This window comes from Rhodanobacter sp. MP1X3, assembly GCF_014207165.1.
In the GTDB taxonomy this organism is placed as follows: domain Bacteria; phylum Pseudomonadota; class Gammaproteobacteria; order Xanthomonadales; family Rhodanobacteraceae; genus Rhodanobacter.
In genome coordinates, this window is the sequence record NZ_JACHCO010000002.1 from 66,131 (window position 1) to 84,059 (window position 17,929).

Sequence of the window (17,929 nt, forward strand, 5' to 3'; positions counted from 1 at the left end):
TTATCGGAATCGATGTTCAACTCAACCGGAATTTGCGCGTGACACCGGAACGACTTCCGTAGAAAGTGCACTCTGACCCAAATTTTCTGACGCCCCCAACAGGATCCTCTGCACATGAAAAAAGCCGCCCTGGCCTCGGCGCTGGTTTCGCTCGCCTGCCTCATCTCAGTTGCCTTGCCCGCTGCGCCCGCATTGGGTTCCGATGGTTCGAAGGTCACGCCCGACATGATCCAGACCGCGTCGGACATTCCGGCCGACTGGAAGCAACCGCAGAGCAACTTCGACTACGTCAAGCGCGAGGTGATGATCCCGATGCGCGACGGTGTGAAGCTGCACACCGTGCTGCTAATCCCGAAGGGCGCGCACAACCTGCCGATGCTACTCGAGCGCACGCCATACAACACCGACACCTTCACACCCGACAACAGCCCGCACATGGCCGATGCGGTGTGGTCGGGCGACAAGGACTGGGCTGACGGCAGCACCATCCTGGTGTGGCAGGACATCCGCGGCAAATACGGCTCGGAAGGCAAATACATCATGACGCGCCCGCCGATGGGGCCGCTCAACCCGACCACCACCGACGACACCACCGACGCCTGGGACACCATCGACTGGCTGGTGAAGAACACCAAGGAATCGAATGGCAACGTCGGCATGATCGGCTCGTCCTACGACGGCTGGACGGTGGCCATGGCCCTGCTCCACCCGCACCCTGCGCTGAAGGCCGCCGCGCCGGAAAGCCCGATGATCGACGGCTGGATGGGTGACGACTGGTACCACTACGGCGCCCTGCGTCAGGTGAACCTCGACTACTTCAGCGGCCAGACGAGCAAGCAAGGTGAAGGCGAGAGCATCCCGCGCGACAACTACGACGACTACACCAATTTCCTCGATGCGGGTTCGGCCGGCGCCTATGCGGAGGCCAACGGCTTTCGGCAACTGCCTTGGTGGAACCGCTTCTCGGCACACCCGGCCTACGACGCCTTCTGGCAGAACCAGGCGCTGGACAAGCTGCTCGTCGCGCATCCCTCCGATGTGCCCACCATGTGGCTGCAAGGCCTGTGGGATCAGGAGGATATCTACGGTGCCGTGCATGCCTGGGAAGCGCTCAAGCAGGCCGGGCACGGCGCCAACAACCACCTCGTGATGGGCCCCTGGTGGCACAGCCAGATCAACCGTGACGGCTGGAACATGGGCCCGCTCAAGTGGCCGGGCAACACCACCGCGCAGTTTCGCCAGAACGTGATGATCCCGTGGTTCAACCACTACCTGCGCGGCACGCCGCTGCCCAAGCCACTGCCCGATGCGATGATCTATAACCCGACCGAGCAGCACTGGGACGGCTTCGCCGACTGGAAGGTGGCCAGCAATCAGTCGCTCACCCCACTCTACCTGCAGGCCGACATGGGCCTGGGCTTCGAACAGCCGAACGGCGACGGCGACAGCTACGTCGCCGACCCGGCCAAACCTGTGCCCTACCTGCCACGCCCGATTCCGCAGAAAAACGACCAGTGGCGCACTTGGCTGGTCCACGACCAGCGCTTCGTGACGAACCGGCCCGACGTGCTGTCCTACACCACGCCGGTACTGAGCAAGACCGTGCGACTGGAAGGCGCACCGATCGCCGACCTCTTCGCCCGCACCACCGGCACCGACGGTGACTTCGTGGTCAAACTTATAGACGTCTATCCTGGCACCGATCCGACCGACCCCACCATGGGCGGCTACGAGCTACCGGTGTCGCTCGACATCTTTCGCGGGCGCTATCGCAAGAGCTTCGCCGATCCGTCACCGATCCCGGCAAACCAAGTGCAGGAATACAAGTTCCGGCTGCCCACGGTGAACTATGTGTTCAAACCAGGCCACCGGATCATGGTGCAGATCCAGTCGAGCCTGTTCCCGCTCTACGACCGCAACCCGCAGACCTACGTGCCCAACATCCTGTTCGCCAAACCGTCGGACTACCGCAAGGCGACGGTGACGATCGAGCACGGACCCGATGGACGCAGTGCCGTACTGCTGCCCGTGGTGGAAGGATCGACCAGCAGCGACTGACTGGGCCTTGGCCCGGAAATGAAAGCCGCTGGACAAACGGAAAAGCCCGGTTCGCGAGCGCGCGGACCGGGCCCTGTGAAATCGAGATGCAGTGGGCGCAGCAAGACATGGTCAACGCAGCTGCAGCATCACGATCGACTTGGCCGGCAATACCACGCTCAGCTTGTCGCCCTGAACATGCGCATCGTTGAACGACACCGGCTTCACTGCATTGGGTTGATCAAACGTATTGTGTGAAGTGATCTTTGGCGCGGTCAGAATCTGCCCACCAACGCCCACCGCCTTCAGGCCATCCACCGTTATCTCAACGTTCGCGTCGCGCTCGGGGTCCAGATTGGTCAGCGCGACATAGACATGGCCGTCCTTTGCCCGCACCGCCGAACCATGTACCTCCGGTACAGCGTATCCATCGAGCGTGTAGCTGGGTGTGTCGAGCTGCAACGGCAACTCGGTAGCATCCTGATAAGGCCGATACATCGCAAACACGTGATACGTCGGCGTGAGCAGCATGCGAGCGCCGTCGGTGAGGATCATCGCCTGTAGCACGTTGATCATCTGCGCGATATTGGCCATCCGCACGCGATCGGCATGATGAGTGAAGATGTCGAGCGTCAACGACGCCACCAGGGCATCACGCAAGGTGTTCTGCTGCCGCAAAAACCCGGGATTGGTACCTGGCAGCGGCGCATACCAGGTTCCCCACTCGTCGACCACCAGGGCCACTTTCTTGTCCGGATCGTACTTGTCCATCACCGCACTGTGATGCGTGATCAGGTCATCCATGTGCAGTGCCAGCGACAGGGTTTCAATCCAGCCCTCGTCACCGAAATCGGTCGATGAAGCCAGCGGCGGCCAGCCACCCGGCACGGTGTAGTAATGCAGGCTCAGTCCATCCATGAACTTGGCTGCTTCGCGCATCATCACTTCGGTCCAGTGAACGTCGTCGTTATTGGCACCGGGCGCAATCCTCATGATGGTTTGCCCCGCGGGCACCTTCACGAAGGTCTGATAGCGTCGAAACAGATCCGCGGCATATTCCGCACGCATGTTCCCGCCACAGCCCCACAACTCGTTGCCCACACCGAAATAGGGAACCTCCCAGGGCTTCTCGTGACCATTGGCGGCGCGTTCGCGAGCCAGCGACGATTTGCCCGTAGCCGTCATGTACTCGACCCACTGCGCCATTTCTTCAGGCGCAGCATCACCCACGTTGCCGGCTACATAAGCCTGACTGCCGATGCGCTCGATGAAGTTCATGAATTCCTGCGTGCCGAAAGCATTCGACTCCACCACACCACCCCAATGAGTATTCACCCGCGTCGGTCGCTTGTCGCGCGGCCCAATGCCATCGCGCCAATGGTATTCATCCGCAAAACAACCGCCGGGCCAGCGCACATTGGGTACATGCAGGGCATTCAGCGCCGCGATCACATCGTTGCGATACCCATCGGCGTTAGGGATGCCCGAATCCGGGCCAACCCACAAACCATCATAGATACCGTTGCCCAGATGCTCGGAAAACTGACCGAAAATGTTGCGCGAGACCAGTGCGCCTGGTTCATCGACATGCAGTGTGCCATGCACCGATACGACACCCGCTTGCGCCAGCCCCGTCATCATCAACATCAACATCGCCATCGCCACGCGGACACGGCGCCAGCCGCGCGCAAACTTCTGCTGCATCGTGGATCTCTCCCATAGCGCCGGCGAGGCCATCGCCAAGCTTGAATTTTATTAATACTACAATAGTAAATAGGGGTGGCGAGCAAAAAGGTGTCAGGGACAATTTGAACGCATAGCCATGCAGCTGACATCCGTAACGCAATAGCGCCTGGCGCAGGCTGCAAGTAACGCTGGCGCTCTTCGTCGTCCAGAAAGCGCGGCAGCCGGTTGTTGCCCAATGCACCACATGCGGAGGAATGCCTGCAATATCGTGACGTGGAGGTCGGGCCATGCGCGACAGCATCGCTCGCGAGCCATGCGCACCACGATCAGTGCAAGCCGCGTGTCCGCCTCATCCCAAGAACCATCCTGACGTCGGAAATTGCCCCTGACACCTTTTCTCGCTATTTGTTAAAAACAATAGCCATGTCACAAAAGGTTAGCTGGCACCGTGGAAAATAGCCAAGGATTTTATACTTTTATATAAATAAAATTTACATTGGAGGCTTGCATGAAATCGCGTTCCTTATCGTGTATCAGCCTTATTTCATTACTTGCAGGCAACGCTTATGCGGGAACTATTAATGTGGATTTCACTAAGAATATAGGGACGGTCAATTCTCGGGCGTTCAGCATGGACTCCACCGAATATGGTTCACCGCATGACATCGTGCATGATCAAACTGTATACAACTTGATAGCTGCGTTGCATTTGGATGCAATGCGCATTGATTTACAGAATGGCGGCAATCCCGAGTTAGGCGCCGGTAGTACAAGTGGCCCCGGTGATCCGTGGGTACAGGCCATCGACAGTACTGGAGCGAAGCCGGTCATAAGGCTGCATACCATTGGTGAGGACGACAACGGCGCCGACAGCGGAGGCAGTGCGGCTGACGCACAGGCTATGGTAAGCCGTTATACGGCGAACTATGCCGCTCACGGCCTTTCAAAACCCGTGCAGTATTACATCATCGGCAATGAGACCAACGCGAACGATTCCAGCGGCTCTAATTTCATAGCCTTTGCTGCTGGAATGCGCAGCGCGTCGGGTGGCTTTACGCTGTATATAGGCGGCCCTGCGTGGGGTTGGTATGACGAAGACACCATGACGGGATACTTCGCCAATACCAAGGGCACTGCCGGAGGCCCCGATTTCCTTGACTACCATCAATACGGCAACGGCGGCGACACCGATATGTCCGCGAGCCAGCTGCAGCAGGAATTGAACGGCGGAGGCAGCGATAGCGATGGCGATGTGCTGCAATATGGCACCGTGTCGTATCAGGCGGAAATAGCCAAACTGCAAGGAGATACAGGGTTGCCCATAGAATGCGGCGAATGGAATCTCACTTGGGGGTCTGATCCGGCGCAAGGCCAGCCGTTTAATGCGATATGGGGCGCCAGTGTTATTGGCAATATCGTCAAGGCGGGCGGCATTTCCATGGAATACGGTGATAGTTCGGGCGGACTCATGGGGGTTGTCAGCCAGAACGATACACCGATGCCGCTGTATTACTCTTACTACATGTTTACCGGAGGCGCCCTTTTCCAGCATTTCGGGACGAACATGGTACTGACGAGTGTTACCGGGGATACCACTGTTAATGTGCAGGGTTCCAATGTTGTGCAGAACAACACCCTGGAAGTATTCGCGTCAAATAACCCGAAAAACATCGTGGTAATTAACAAAGACCCAAACAATACAGAGACGGGTACCGTTAACCTGACCGGCTATGGCTCAGGGACTATGAATGCGTGGCAGACCACGGGAGATGGGCTGCCGGCCCAAATCGCAACCAACGTTGCAATTACCGACGGGACGTTTACGTATAGCCTGCCTCCTTATTCGGTAACCACCTTCGTCCTTGGAAGCGGCACAACAAATGGGGCCGATCGCAATAGGTGAACCTGACAGCCTCAATTCCATGGGCAGTTTAATTAGTCATCCGCAGGAAACGGGGACGGAAGTAGCTAAATCATCCACCTTGCAGCAAAGACCAACGCAAGGCGACCGCGACGCTGACAAATGGAAAAAGCTAAACCCAGCGTTCGGCTTAACTGCCTTCCTCCCCTTTGTCTCAGCGTGTGGTCGCAGCAGCCGATTGCTGCCCGGCTGCACCACGTGCGGAGGAATGCTTGCGATATCGTGACGTGGAGGTCGGGCCATGCGCGACAGCATCGCTCGCGAGCCATGCGCACCACGATCAATGCAAGCCGTGTATCCGCCTCATCCCAAGAGCCATACTGATGTCAGAGATTGTCCCTGACACCTTTTCTGCTCAGTTTATTTTCTGGCCGCCGGGATGGGATTCGAAGCGCGGCGGCGTGGCCTCGTCGGCGAATTTCCAGGCGCTTAGATAGGCGAGCTTGAGGATTTTCGCCATCTTCGGATAGTCGATCTTTTCGGCAGTGTCGGTGGGGTGGTGGTAGTCCGGGTGGAAGCCGGTGAACCACCAGAACGCCGGCACGTTGTGCAGCACGAATGGGAACTGGTCGGAGCGGAAGAACACATTGAGGGCGTATTCGTGATCGAAGCGGTCGTCCAGCACCAAGCCCACCTGCTGATTCTGTTTGGCCACGGTGCGCTGGTAGTCGGGGCTGTAGGCGGCGCCGATCAGATTGAGGCGGTTACTGGTATCGGCTGGCACCTGGATCAGGCCATCGGTCTGCAGACTGGGCTTCTCATCACGGCCGATCATGTCGAAATTGATCATCGCACGCGTGGTGTCCAGTGGGCGCAGCGGATGGGCCGCCAGATAGTAGGCGCCGAGCAGTCCGCGCTCTTCGCCGGCGAATACCGCGAACAGGATCGAACGCTTGGGCTTGATCGGGTTGCTGGCGAAGGCATGGGCCAGAGTCACCACGCCCACCGTGCCCGAGGCATTGTCGTCGGCACCGTGCCAGATCTTGCCGTCGCTTTCACCGTCGTGATCGTGATGGGCACTGATGATGACGGTTTCCGGCGCCAGCTTGGGATCGCCACCCTCGACCAGGCCGACCACGTTCCAGGTAATACCTTCGCGCCGCGAACTGTTGTGCAAGTGCAAGCTGATCGCGGTATCCGTCAACGCCAGCGAGTGCGATTTGAGATCCTTGTCGATGGCGTTCTGCAAGACGGCCGGCGTACTGCCGCTGGTCGCCAGAAGCTGGCTGGACACCTCGGCGGAAATCACCATGCTGGGAATGTGCAACGCGTTGTCAACCAGCGCCTGGGCGGGGATCGGGTTGGCTGCATGTTCGGCCTGGTGGCCGATGCGAACGCGGATCTCCTGGGCAGAAGGATGGTTATGCGATGGCTCGGGGGCTATCAGCACAGCAACGGCACCGTGTTCCTGCGCATTGAGTACCTTGACGTAACCGGTGGCATAGCGGGTGTTGCCGGTGCCATTGAAGATCGAGCTGGGGTCGGTTTCCTGCGGCTCGTGATCGAACACCACCACCACTTTGCCCTTCACGTCGAGGCCAGCGTAATCGTCATAGCCAAGCTCCGGCGCTGTGATGCCGTAGCCAGCGAACACCACCGGTGCATCGACGACATCGCGATCCTCGGGGAACGCGCCCGAAACGTCAGGGGTCTTCCACTGCGTGCTTTGGCCTTGGCGCTTGAGCGTGAGGCGCGTGGCCTGGGCGTCGGGCCGGTATTCGATCAACGGCACCGCCTGCAGATAACTGGGGCGACCCTGGCCATCGGTAGCCGCCGGCGTGAGCCCGGCTTTGGCAAATTCCGAAGCGATCCACTGCACAGCGACATCGTCGCCGGGCTGCAACGAAAGCCGGCCATGCAGAGCGTCGGAGGCGAGAAAGCCGATGTCGGCCCGCAGGTCGATCTCGCGGATCTGTGCGAGTCCAGGCTGTTCGCCCGCAGGTACCGCGGCAAACGCCGTAGCGGATAGACACGCGGCAAGCGCGAAGGCGAAGAAGGTGCGAGGCATGGAATCTCCAGAAAGATGTGGACGTCTGGACGTCCAGAGGTAGGACCATGCAGACTGCCATGTTGCCAGCGCATGGACAACCCGAGACAATCGTCGCTCAGGTACTGACGACCCAGCCACGACATCATCCGCTACACCCCGCCATCTGATGAAGGCGTCACGAGCCCTAACCCGGTTATTTGCTCCTGTTTTCCAGCCACCTCGGTCTCCACCGCCTTCTGCGCAAGTTCCTTGATCTTGAGCACGCGCAACTGCTCTGACTTTTGAGTCCTTCGCGAGCCTCTCGCGGTCACCTCAAAGGCCAGATTTGGCTGGTGCTCGTGCATCGTCGCTATCCGCTTGGACCAAAATCCAAAATCGGACGGTCGGAGCGGACTTTCCCGCATGCGCGGCTGACAGGCGCAGACAGACGATGCGAAACGTAGACGGCACACCAAAGATGCCGATCAGGCGTCGATTAAATCCTGGTAACTCCAACCCGCCCCCTTTTTTGCAGCGAAAGTGCACCCATGTTTGTGTACCAGTTTCCGAATCAAGGGAACCCTGAATGAAAGAACCTGTCTACCGTGGTTAGCCGCGACACGCGCTGACGGTATGCGCAGGTTTCGTGTAAGTAATTGGCTTGAATAAGGCAGTGTCATCGAACGTTCCGGGCAGGTCCTACATCCGCAAGAGAAGGATCGCGCGCGCGGTCTGGCGTTACTCGACAGCGAAACGCGCGAGACCCTGGGTCGCAAGCGCTGGCGACAGCCAGTGCTGACGCGCCCGGTGCTGACGCTCGTGCTGGCGTTGGTATTGGTACTGCACGCACTGTTCGCGTTGGTGCTGTGGTACGAGATGCAACCCAGGTTGCCGCAGCTGGCGGTGGCGCCTGTCGATAGCGAGAGCGAGCAGGCACTGGTAATACGTCTGATCGATCATTCCAGCGAGCCGCGCGTCGCGCCGCCACCTGAGCCACCCTCGCCGCCCACGTTGGTGCCGCCTCGGCAGGTGGCGATTCCGCGCGTTCGCCCCGTGACGCACGAGAAGCCGCGAAGTGATGCGATGGTCGTGCAGGATCATGAAGCGGCACCTGCGCCAGCGGCCTCGGTAGCCACGCCGTCCGCTTCCAGTTTGTTCGCGAAAGACGGCTCGGTGCGGATGGCGCCCGCGGCGCCGACCACCTATGCAACAACCAACGCCAAGGCCGCACCGCCCAAGCCGGCGGACGATCGCCAGATCATGCAGCACGACTACAACCAGATGCACACCAAGACCACCCGCTTCGAGAAATATTTCCCACCGCCGAACGAGACGGCCGGCGGTAAGGTGAGTCGTCATATAGGCGATGCGATCCAGGCGATCGCCGCAAGCATCTGCGATCCGAAGAAACCTGGTTTCAACCCGCTATGCGGCACGCCGCCCATACCGCCCTCACCCAAGGACGGCGACGAGCGCCTCAACCTGCCGTCGCGGTCGCTGGCCGACGATCCGAATCCACCCAAGCCGCCGCCGCTGTCGACCTGTTTCGCCGAGTACAGGGAGACCAGGCCGCTGTCGTATGGCTGCCCCATCAACACGCCTGATCTGGCCTTCAAAGCCGACGTGCGCGAATGCATCGATCTGTACCGTGCAGGCAGATACCTCAAGCCATATTGCCCCGCCGATACGCCCAAGCGCGCAGCGGCCGAGTTGGCGTCGCCAGCGGCTTCCTCGAGCATAGGTTCGCATTGAGCGCTGTCGACCACACGTAGCAGCGGGTCTCAAAAAGCCGAGACGGCCATCCGAAACCATCTTCAATAACGACGCGCCTGGGCCAGGCTGATTTCCACGCCATGGTCGGAGCCAAAACTCAACGCCTGGCCGGCTTCGGCTCCCGAATTAAAGCGGGTCAGAGCCCGCTTCGCGAGGCGACGATGCAAGGGCACGGACTGGCTCTGATTTATCTAGCTCGCGCATTATCTGACGCCGAGAACAGGCGAGCGCCGATCAAAGCACCGGATCGGCCCTAAACGTCCAATTAATAATCAAGTTATGCCATATTTTTTGACATTCTGTCACGTGGATTTAACGTTAGATTGAATTTGCGTAGATACCGCCAGCACAAAAGGTGAAGGTGTCAATTCTCCATTGGCAGATCGTCGTCAGAAAGACGTGGACTCCGAAAGCGGCTTTGGCGGATCTCTTATTTTTGGGATTTTTGCATGTCAGGCACTAGCAGGGGCGATTCATTGGGCGACGATTTTCGGAGTGACGGCAGGAGGCGCTCGTTTCTTATTGATTGGATTGGGCTATTTGTCTTCGTTAGCGTCTGGTTACGGACGTTTAATCAAGCATATGTCAACGGCGACGACGTTGTGCACCTTGGTCAAAAGTATGGAATACCTGCTTTCCTTCCGCACTTTGCGAACGGTTGGATTCCGAACAGGGCAATGGATTCGTATGGGAGGAATCTGCTGGGTCGTGTTTTTGACGCCATGTTTTTCCCGCTAAAAGATATCTTTGGAATAGATTTTTTTCATTTCTATAAATTCTTCTGTGCCACATTATTTGCCATTTTTGTTTTTTGCGTATATCGATACATTATAAGACTACTTGGCCGAAACGCCATTTACAAAAAAGAAGGAATGTCTATTACTTCCGGAAACACTGTGCTTGTTCATGGCTCCATCGCCATTTTTATCATGATAGTTCTGCAATGGTTTAATCAGGTATTTTGGATATGCTATCAGATGCCTTCATTTTTAGGCTTTGTTATTATGGCCGAAATTTGGATGCGCTCGCCTGCCACAAGCAGTGTTGAATGCGGCAGAGAATTCCATCCATTATTTTTTGCTTTGGTATTTTTGGTATCATTTTCCCTGGAAGCTTATAACGCAATAATTTTAGCATTCGTATTTTTTACTTTTATAAATAATTGGAATTTCAAAAAACGATCTACTCACCTGAAAGAGTATTTTTTGGTTTTGCAAGTGCTTGCGGCATTATCTCTCGTCGCTTTGATGATCATGCAATTATTCTCACGAAGAGCGAGTTTGACTGCAAAGGAAAGTGTGGCTGGTCAGTTTATTCTTTTGATTGAATCGCCTCATTCTTTATCTATAGAAAATAGGCTTTACCTTCTAGCAATTGCTTATTCCTTCATATCTTCGGCTTTATTGGTGTTGATAGTTTATAAAAAAGGAAAGGCCGCATATAACATTGCGGATGTCGAATCCTATATATCGACGCAAATAAAGAGATTGGAATTCCGGAAGAATTTTTTAATTTTTCTATTTGGAACCGTTAATTCGTCTATCGGAATAGTTGCTTTCGTATCGTTGAGAACCGGGCAGAATTACTTTAGTTTTCTAGTTTATCCATGGGCCGGGTTTTTGTTGATATCTGCTTTTTCTGCCATTTGGTTTTTTGCGGAAATACTGATTGCCTGGCCAGACGGAATTTCTCAGCGGTTGCTGCGAAATGTTTTTCTGATGGTGCTTGTTTCGAGCGGATTAATTTCTTCGATTGGAAATGCCCCGCAAAAATATCGGGATTCACAGATGATTTATCGCGCTTATGATGCGGCTGAAAAATCCAGCGGCGGTGTTTTCGTTAGCGGGTTGGACGTCGAAACTATTCCGATGGAGCATCGTCCGCTGCCAACGGAAAATTCACCCGATTGGTTTCTGGATGATTACAAGTCGTTTTTCAATAAGTATTACGGGCACGATAGTAATGTGCGGTTTAAGTAGACATCTATCAGGGCATGAGCAAAAACAGGGCCAGGTTCACTTACGATCGTTTGAATCGGCGTGAGGCGGGCGATGCGCGGGCCTGACGCCAGCGAAGCGTTGGGTCTTGGCTTCGCCATCGCGCGAAAGTCATCGCGACCAAGGCCCGTTGTTGTTGCAGGTAGATTCGGATGGCTTTCAGGTCGTCGTCGGACAGGGCTTCGTGTAGCAGCTGGCGGTAGGCTGCGGCGCGCGCTTTCGGTTTAGCGGCGAGCGTGGTGTATGCGGATGCGGCGAGAGAATGGCCTCTTCGCGAAGGTCGAAATGGCAGGGGCGCCCACCTTCGGACCGCGCCTTCGGATAGAACGGTTCAATCACCACGCACAGCTCTGACCAAGGTACGACCTTGTCCATCTCGGCCAAGAACACATCTTGTCGAGTGGCCAGCCGGACGGGCCATTTGACTGCACGCTTGCGGGCATTGAACGGTAGCCCTGACCTGATGCCATTAGCATGCTGAGCCAACTCACCTCAGCCGACGCCCACCATGGCCAGACTGCCTCGAATCGATCTGCCCGGCATCCCACGGCACATCGTACAACGCGGAAACGACCGGCAGGCCTGCTTCGCTGCCGACGTCGATTACGGACAATACATGCAGGAGCTACGCGAAGCCGCGCTCAAGCACCACTGCGCGGTTCATGCCTTCGTGCTGATGACCAATCATGTCCATCTGCTGATAGCGCCCTCCGGTGTTAGCTCCATCTCCTGCATGATGCAAGCGGTCGGGCGACGGTACGTCGGTAGCTTCAATGCGCGCTACAGGAATACCTCAACCTGGGATCCAATCCCGCCGCGCGCCAAACCGCCTATCGCGAACTAATCGGCGAACATTTGGATGAACCACAGCTCACCGCCTTGCGCCAACACACTCAGCAACAACGCGCCTGGGGCAGCGACCGCTTCCGCCAGCAGATCGAAGCGCTAACCCAGCGAGCCGCAAGCGTCAGGCCGCGCGGTCGCCAAAAAAACCATCCGACACTCCGTGAAAATGAACCTGGCCCCTTTTTTGGGTCAAATATCAGGTCGACGTCCATGTCAGCAGGCTCGACGCGTCGGTTGTCGACCTCGCCTCGTCAACGATCCACTGGACGAAAAGGTCGATGCTCCTGCGAGGCGTGACCGATACCGCATGGCAGGCAACGCCACAATCGGACAACACGGCGAACGGCGCAACGAGGCGACCACTCTCCAGTTCGGATAGCGCAAGATCGGGTGCGCTGACGCCCCCATATTGTCGGCCGTCGCTTCCAGCGCGGTCATCGCATGTGCAAAATGATGACCGTAGGACTCGTCGGGAACGGTAATATGCGCGAATTGCGCCCACATCTTGATTAATTTCTCTGGGCGACTGGGCGTTTGTGACCTAACTACGGAGCGCTTTATCTTGATGGAGCATGACTGAGTGAGATTTATCGACTCGTTGAAAGCGTTACTTGATCGGGTGCCTCTCTATCCGTTTCTGTTTCTCTTCCCAATGTTATTGTTTGCGCACAACTCCCATGCTTTCTTGCATGCTGAATTCTGGGGTGAAGATGGCCCGGTGTGGTATGCCGAGGCGCGTGATCTTGGAGTGGCTTCGCTCTTGCACGCTGATGGAGGCTATCTCAACTCAGTTCAGCGTCTTGCAGCGATAGCTGCACAGCCATTTCCGCTGGCTTGGGGGCCCACGCTGTTCGTGCTGTTTGCGCTTTGCATGCAGTCAGCGCCAGCGATATTTTTGTTGAGTCAACGCATGGCCAACGCGTGGCCGGATAAGCTTTCGCGCTCAATGTTTGCATTGCTCTTTGTCCTCATGCCAAACGCCCCGGAAACCGCGCTAAATGTCACTGACTCTCAGTGGTATCTGGCTATCCTGGCTTTTTTGGTATTGGTTAGCGATGCTCCTAAAAGCAAAATTGCACATCTATTCGACTCGGCGGTACTGTTTATTTCAGGCCTGAGTGGACCTTTTTGTGTCCTGTTTTTCCCAATAGGATTTCTAAGGGTTTTCAGGGGCGACGCTGTGAATCGCCAAGCAAGAATATGGCGAGTTATTATTCTCGGCATCACGTCATGCGTTCAGATTTTGTTGATTCTTGGTCTGTCGCACGCCGAACGAGAAACGGGGCCACTAGGCGCAAGCGCAGAATTACTCGTAAAGATTCTCGCTATGGTCCCGCTCGGAGCGACGGTTGGCTATACAGGCATCGTGGCGCTTCTGCAACAATCGATATTTGTTGGAAATTCGATTCCTTTTTTGATTGCTATCACCGGATTTTTGATATTTGCTATTAGCTTTCTTCGTGGTCCGACCATACTTAGAGAATTTATTTTCTTTGCGGCGGCGATGTTTGCACTGGCTTTATTTAAGCCATTGATTTCAATGTCAATGCCGCAATGGCCGATGATATTGACACCGCCTGCTGGCAACCGTTACTTTCTTTATCCGATGCTTGCGTGGTGGGGCGCCCTGTTTGTAATTGCATCACTCAAAAATCTCTTTGTTAGAGGAATGGCTCTTACTCTTCTCGCTACCACGGTTATTTTTGCCATACCATCGGACTGGGGCGACCTGTTCAAGCTTCCAGAGACGGACTTCGTGGCACGCGCACATCAGCTTGATGCCTCACAGCGGGGCACCATAGTGGAACTGCCTGTGCACCCCCCCTCCGTAAAAATGAGGTTGGCTCAAAATCGCGATCCTTTGGCCAGTGCTGAAATTGCTATAGATGAACATGAATTGGATCTGGCAAGATCCACTAAGGGATTATGTTCGCTCGATATCGTGAATGGGAAAGTTGTAAGTAATAAGTATCTCAGCGCCAATCCTTTGGACGTTCTTAGCTTTACCGGATGGGGAGTGCCGGGTAAGAAAACTAAAACGACTCGAGCGCTATTGGTACTTATTGGGCAGTCATCACATTATGCGTTTTCCACATCACTGGGGATCTTTCGGCCTGACGTAGTGGCTAACTTAAACGCACCGAAGGCTTTGAAAAGCGGCTATTCGTCGGCGATTTCTTTTGATAATATTCCTATGGGCAATTATTCATTAAATGTTTTGATCGCTAGTCAATCCACAGAAGAATTGTGTGATACGGGTTTTCGTATCAATGTAGAGCCGAAATAGAAACTGGACTTTTTTTATTGAAAATTCGAGTGATACGTGCCCCCTTTTTTACGCCAGCTGACGTCGTTCAATTCCTTCTGACTCCGGTTTCTGTCCCCCGGTTGCCGAGAAATATGCGTCCCGACTCGGAACGGGTCAAATATCAGGTCGACGTCCGTGTCAGCAGGCTCGACGCATCGGTTGTCGACCTCGCCTCGTCGACGATCCACTGGACGAAAAGGTCGATGCTCCTGCGAGGCGAGGCCGATACCGCATGGTAGGCAACGCCACAATCGGACAACACGGCGAACGGCGCAACGAGGCGACCACTCTCCAGTTCGGATAGCGCAAGATCGGGTGCGCTGACGACCACCCCCATATTGTCGGCCGCCGCTTCCAGCGCGGTCATCGCATGTGCAAAATGGTGACCGTGGGACTCGTCGGGGACGGTAATATGCGCGAATTGCGCCCACATCTTCCAGTACGACTCGCCGCCACGCACCACACCTCTGTCGTCATATAACAAAGGCAGCGAGACAAGTTGCTCGGGCCGATTCAAGTCGATGCGCGATGCCAAAGAGGGGGATAACAATGGCGTGAGCGTGAGCGGCAGAATCTGTGTCACATCAAGATTCGTGTATTGCCCATCTCCTAGCAACAGCACCACGTCCACTTCGGCCAACCATTGGCGAATATTGTTCGCTTCCATCGCCTGCTGGGTCCACGCAAGTCCGAAGCCATGCATACGCGACACGATTCGCACGTCGATATCGGCATATTGAACGAGGAAACGGTGCAGCCGCGGCATCAGCCAGCGGTTGGCGAAGGAAGGTGGGCAATCAATGGTTAGCGGTTCCTTGTCCTTGAAACGGCCAAGCAGCTCGATGGATTCGCGCATGATCCGGAAGCTCTCCCGGAGCTTCGGCAGGCAAGCGCGACCTGCCGGCGTGAGCACCAACCCTCCTTTCGTGCGCTCGAAAAGGGATATGCCGAGGTGCGCTTCGAGTGCATTGACTTGGAAGCCGACTGCTGCCGGCGTGACATGCATGTCCGCGGCGGCCCTGGTGAAACTCAGGTGACGGGCCGCCGACTCGAATGCCTTCAGCGCATTGAGGGGAGGCAGCGTTGTGGTCATTGTCTCGCTTGGAGTGATTGAGACCGCATAGCTTTTCTCCAACGCGTCGCTCAAGGAAATCTAGCGAACCGCACAAGGATTTCTCATGTGACCGCGCAGTATCAGGTACCTACACTGCACAGGCTCGGGTAGGGGTTTTCGGACGCAGCCGATTCTTGCACAGAAAATCCTCGCTCAGCTGCCTCGATTCCCAGGCAGGTAGATCCCGTTATCTATACGGAACTGAATGCATCGGTCTAGTCGGAGGTCAATCGCGACTTCCGCGCCCGAGCTAATGGCTGCGTCCGCCAGCTATCGGGGCGCGCGACACACAGCATGCATGGTCCGGTTTCATCAATAGGAAAGGAATGACAGTGTGACTGGCCGACGAAAGTTTCTGAAAGATGCTCTCATCACTGGCACGGCTACTTTGCTTGTGAAACCGAACGTCGGCGCCGCGCAACCCGCTGCTGTGAACAAGGGGCCGGCAGTGGGCAGGCCGTCCCCTGCACTGGTGGCAGCCGAAACTGAGGCGCCTTCACTAAACGAAGCGCCCGCCACCGACGCGGCGCACATCGGTAACCCGGGTTCGGATTTCATGGTCGATCTACTCCGGATCGCCAACATCGACTATGTCGCAGCCATGCCAGGGTCGACCTTCCGGGGCATTCATGAATCGATCGTCAATTACGCCGGCGACACGCATCCACAGCTGATTGTTTGCACGCACGAGGAAGCATCGGCCGCCATTGCGCATGGATACGCCAAGGTCGCGGGCAAGCCGATGGCATGTCTCGTCCACAGTACGGTTGGCCTGCAACATGCCTCGATGGCGATATACAACGCGTGGTGCGACCGCGTGCCGATGATGGTGCTGGCAGGCAACATGGCAGACGCCGCAAAACGCCGCCCAGGCGTGGAGTGGTATCACACGGCCCAGGATCTCGGTGCACTCGTGCGCGACTACACGAAGTGGGACGACTATCCCATGTCACTTCAGGCTTACGCCGAGTCGTTCATGCGCGCTTATACGATGTCGGTCACGTCGCCCATGGAGCCGGTGCTGATGGTGCTGGATACCGAGCTGCAGGAGCAGCCCATTGCCGATCCGCGCGATATCCGTGTACCGCCGCTACGCGAGCCTTCACCGCCCGTGGGGAGTCCCGATGCGCTTGCCGCTGCAGCCTCGCTGATATGCAACGCAAAGGCGCCGGTCATCGTGGCCGATCGAGCCGTCAGGACGCAGGCCGCCATGGACATGCTGGTGAAGCTTGCGGAGTCGCTCAATGCGCCCGTCATCGATCTGCTTGGGCGCATGAACTTTCCGACGAACCACTACCTCAACCATTCTTCGCTGCAGGCGAAACTGCTCAAAGAAGCGGATGTCATCCTGGCGCTGGAGGTCGGCGATGTATGGGGGCTGACGGAGACCGTGCCCGACACCATCAGCCGTCCATCAACGCCGCGCGCTAAAAGCGACGTCAAGGTCATCAGCATTTCCACCGCTTACCTGTATGGCAAGTCGAACATGCAGGACGCGGAACGCTATTACGCGCCCACCTTGCCCATTGCCGGCGATGCGGAGGCGTCGCTACCCGAACTGCTGCATGCCGTGCTCACGACGATGACGCCGGCGCAACGCAACGCCGCTGGTGCACGGACGGAGCCGATGCGGCAGGCGTTTGAAAAAATGCGGAACAACGCACGCGAAGCCGCGACGTTGGCATGGGACGGCAGTCCCGTGAGTACCGCGCGCTTGTGTCAGGAAGTCTGGAACGCCATCCGGCACGAGGACTGGGCGCTGGTGTCTCCACCAAACCCCATCAGCATGTGGCCGCAGCGGCTGTGGGATTTCACCAAGGCCTATCAGTTCATCGGTTCCGGAGGCGGTTACGGCGTCGGCTACGGCGCGCCCGCCGCGGTGGGCGCCGCCCTGGCGCATCGCGACGCTGGCCGCATTGCCGTCAACATCCAGACCGATGGCGATCTGATGGTTCTTCCGGGCGTACTGTGGACCGCGGCCCATCACAGCGTGCCGTTACTCACGGTGATGCACAACAACCGGGCCTGGCATCAGGAGACGATGCACATCCAGCGAATGAGCAGTCGCCGCGACCGGCATCCTGAAAGAGGAACGATCGGTACGGTACTTCACGATCCGCCGATCGACTATGCGGCGATGGCGAAAAGCATGGGCATGTGGGCCGAAGGTCCTATATCGAACCCCGCCGATCTCGGCCCTGCCCTCGCACGCGCGATGGCGCAGGTGAAGAGCGGCAAGCCTGCACTGGTGGATGTGCTGACCCAACCCAGGTAACGG

Annotated in this window: 11 protein-coding genes and 1 pseudogene; 7 read left to right on the forward strand and 5 right to left on the reverse strand. The window is 56.8% G+C overall.

Annotated features, from left to right (window positions below; all coding sequences use genetic code 11):
• Positions 1 to 114: 114 nt before the first annotated feature.
• On the forward strand, positions 115 to 2,058 hold the full coding sequence (locus HDE79_RS06850) for a CocE/NonD family hydrolase (protein WP_184601215.1): 1,944 nt from the start codon (positions 115 to 117) through the stop codon (positions 2,056 to 2,058).
• Positions 2,059 to 2,169: 111 nt separating this feature from the next.
• Here HDE79_RS06850 and HDE79_RS06855 read toward each other — a convergent pair whose 3' ends face one another.
• Positions 2,170 to 3,696 (reverse strand): alpha-L-arabinofuranosidase C-terminal domain-containing protein, encoded by a 1,527-nt coding sequence (locus tag HDE79_RS06855; protein ID WP_184601609.1) that lies wholly within the window; start codon positions 3,694 to 3,696, stop codon positions 2,170 to 2,172.
• Positions 3,697 to 4,231: 535 nt separating this feature from the next.
• Here HDE79_RS06855 and HDE79_RS06860 point away from each other — a divergent pair.
• Positions 4,232 to 5,626 carry a hypothetical protein gene (locus HDE79_RS06860; RefSeq protein WP_184601216.1) on the forward strand — a complete coding sequence of 465 codons (1,395 nt, stop codon included), beginning with the start codon at positions 4,232 to 4,234 and terminating at the stop codon, positions 5,624 to 5,626.
• Positions 5,627 to 5,999: 373 nt separating this feature from the next.
• On the opposite strand, the gene HDE79_RS06865 is transcribed toward HDE79_RS06860, so the two are convergent.
• Both HDE79_RS06865 and HDE79_RS06870 read right to left on the reverse strand, forming a co-directional pair.
• Positions 6,000 to 7,652: a M20/M25/M40 family metallo-hydrolase gene (locus tag HDE79_RS06865; RefSeq protein WP_184601217.1), complete on the reverse strand. Its 1,653-nt coding sequence runs from the start codon at positions 7,650 to 7,652 to the stop codon at positions 6,000 to 6,002.
• A gap of 131 nt (positions 7,653 to 7,783) precedes the next feature.
• The gene (locus HDE79_RS06870; RefSeq protein WP_184601218.1) at positions 7,784 to 7,978 is read right to left on the reverse strand and encodes a hypothetical protein; all 195 of its coding nucleotides are present in this window, start codon (positions 7,976 to 7,978) and stop codon (positions 7,784 to 7,786) included.
• 427 nt (positions 7,979 to 8,405) lie between these two features.
• Between HDE79_RS06870 and HDE79_RS06875 the strand changes: the two genes are divergently transcribed.
• Together HDE79_RS06875 and HDE79_RS06880 are read left to right on the forward strand one after the other, a co-directional pair.
• Positions 8,406 to 9,365: a hypothetical protein gene (locus HDE79_RS06875; RefSeq protein WP_343205921.1), complete on the forward strand. Its 960-nt coding sequence runs from the start codon at positions 8,406 to 8,408 to the stop codon at positions 9,363 to 9,365.
• A gap of 470 nt (positions 9,366 to 9,835) precedes the next feature.
• Entirely contained in the window at positions 9,836 to 11,365 is a 1,530-nt protein-coding gene (locus tag HDE79_RS06880) for a hypothetical protein (RefSeq protein ID WP_184601219.1), read from the forward strand.
• 303 nt (positions 11,366 to 11,668) lie between these two features.
• Here the strand turns inward: HDE79_RS06880 and HDE79_RS21795 are convergent.
• A pseudogene (locus HDE79_RS21795) lies at positions 11,669 to 11,791 on the reverse strand (IS5/IS1182 family transposase); the annotation flags it as partial.
• Positions 11,792 to 11,891: 100 nt separating this feature from the next.
• Between HDE79_RS21795 and HDE79_RS06885 the strand changes: the two are divergent.
• Together HDE79_RS06885 and HDE79_RS06890 are read left to right on the forward strand one after the other, a co-directional pair.
• Entirely contained in the window at positions 11,892 to 12,227 is a 336-nt protein-coding gene (locus HDE79_RS06885) for a transposase (protein ID WP_343205922.1), read from the forward strand.
• Between the two features lie 582 nt (positions 12,228 to 12,809).
• Positions 12,810 to 14,516, forward strand: coding sequence for a hypothetical protein (locus tag HDE79_RS06890; protein WP_184601220.1), 1,707 nt, complete (start codon positions 12,810 to 12,812; stop codon positions 14,514 to 14,516).
• Positions 14,517 to 14,658: 142 nt separating this feature from the next.
• Here the strand turns inward: HDE79_RS06890 and HDE79_RS06895 are convergent, their stop codons facing one another.
• The gene (locus tag HDE79_RS06895) at positions 14,659 to 15,684 is read right to left on the reverse strand and encodes a LysR family transcriptional regulator (RefSeq protein ID WP_184601221.1); all 1,026 of its coding nucleotides are present in this window, start codon (positions 15,682 to 15,684) and stop codon (positions 14,659 to 14,661) included.
• A gap of 301 nt (positions 15,685 to 15,985) precedes the next feature.
• On the opposite strand from HDE79_RS06895, the gene HDE79_RS06900 reads away from it, so the two are divergent.
• Positions 15,986 to 17,926, forward strand: a complete 1,941-nt coding sequence (locus HDE79_RS06900) for a thiamine pyrophosphate-dependent enzyme (RefSeq protein WP_184601222.1) — start codon at positions 15,986 to 15,988, stop codon at positions 17,924 to 17,926.
• Positions 17,927 to 17,929 lie beyond the last annotated feature (3 nt).

What these genes read in the sequence shown, in the direction of transcription:
- HDE79_RS06850 (WP_184601215.1), top strand. Translation starts at nt 115, where the DNA reads ATGAAAAAAGCCGCCCTGGCCTCGGCGCTGGTTTCGCTCGCCTGCCTC.
- HDE79_RS06855 (WP_184601609.1), bottom strand. Translation starts at nt 3,696, where the DNA reads ATGGCGATGTTGATGTTGATGATGACGGGGCTGGCGCAAGCGGGTGTC.
- HDE79_RS06860 (WP_184601216.1), top strand. Translation starts at nt 4,232, where the DNA reads ATGAAATCGCGTTCCTTATCGTGTATCAGCCTTATTTCATTACTTGCA.
- HDE79_RS06865 (WP_184601217.1), bottom strand. Translation starts at nt 7,652, where the DNA reads ATGCCTCGCACCTTCTTCGCCTTCGCGCTTGCCGCGTGTCTATCCGCT.
- HDE79_RS06870 (WP_184601218.1), bottom strand. Translation starts at nt 7,978, where the DNA reads ATGCACGAGCACCAGCCAAATCTGGCCTTTGAGGTGACCGCGAGAGGC.
- HDE79_RS06880 (WP_184601219.1), top strand. Translation starts at nt 9,836, where the DNA reads ATGTCAGGCACTAGCAGGGGCGATTCATTGGGCGACGATTTTCGGAGT.
- HDE79_RS06885 (WP_343205922.1), top strand. Translation starts at nt 11,892, where the DNA reads ATGGCCAGACTGCCTCGAATCGATCTGCCCGGCATCCCACGGCACATC.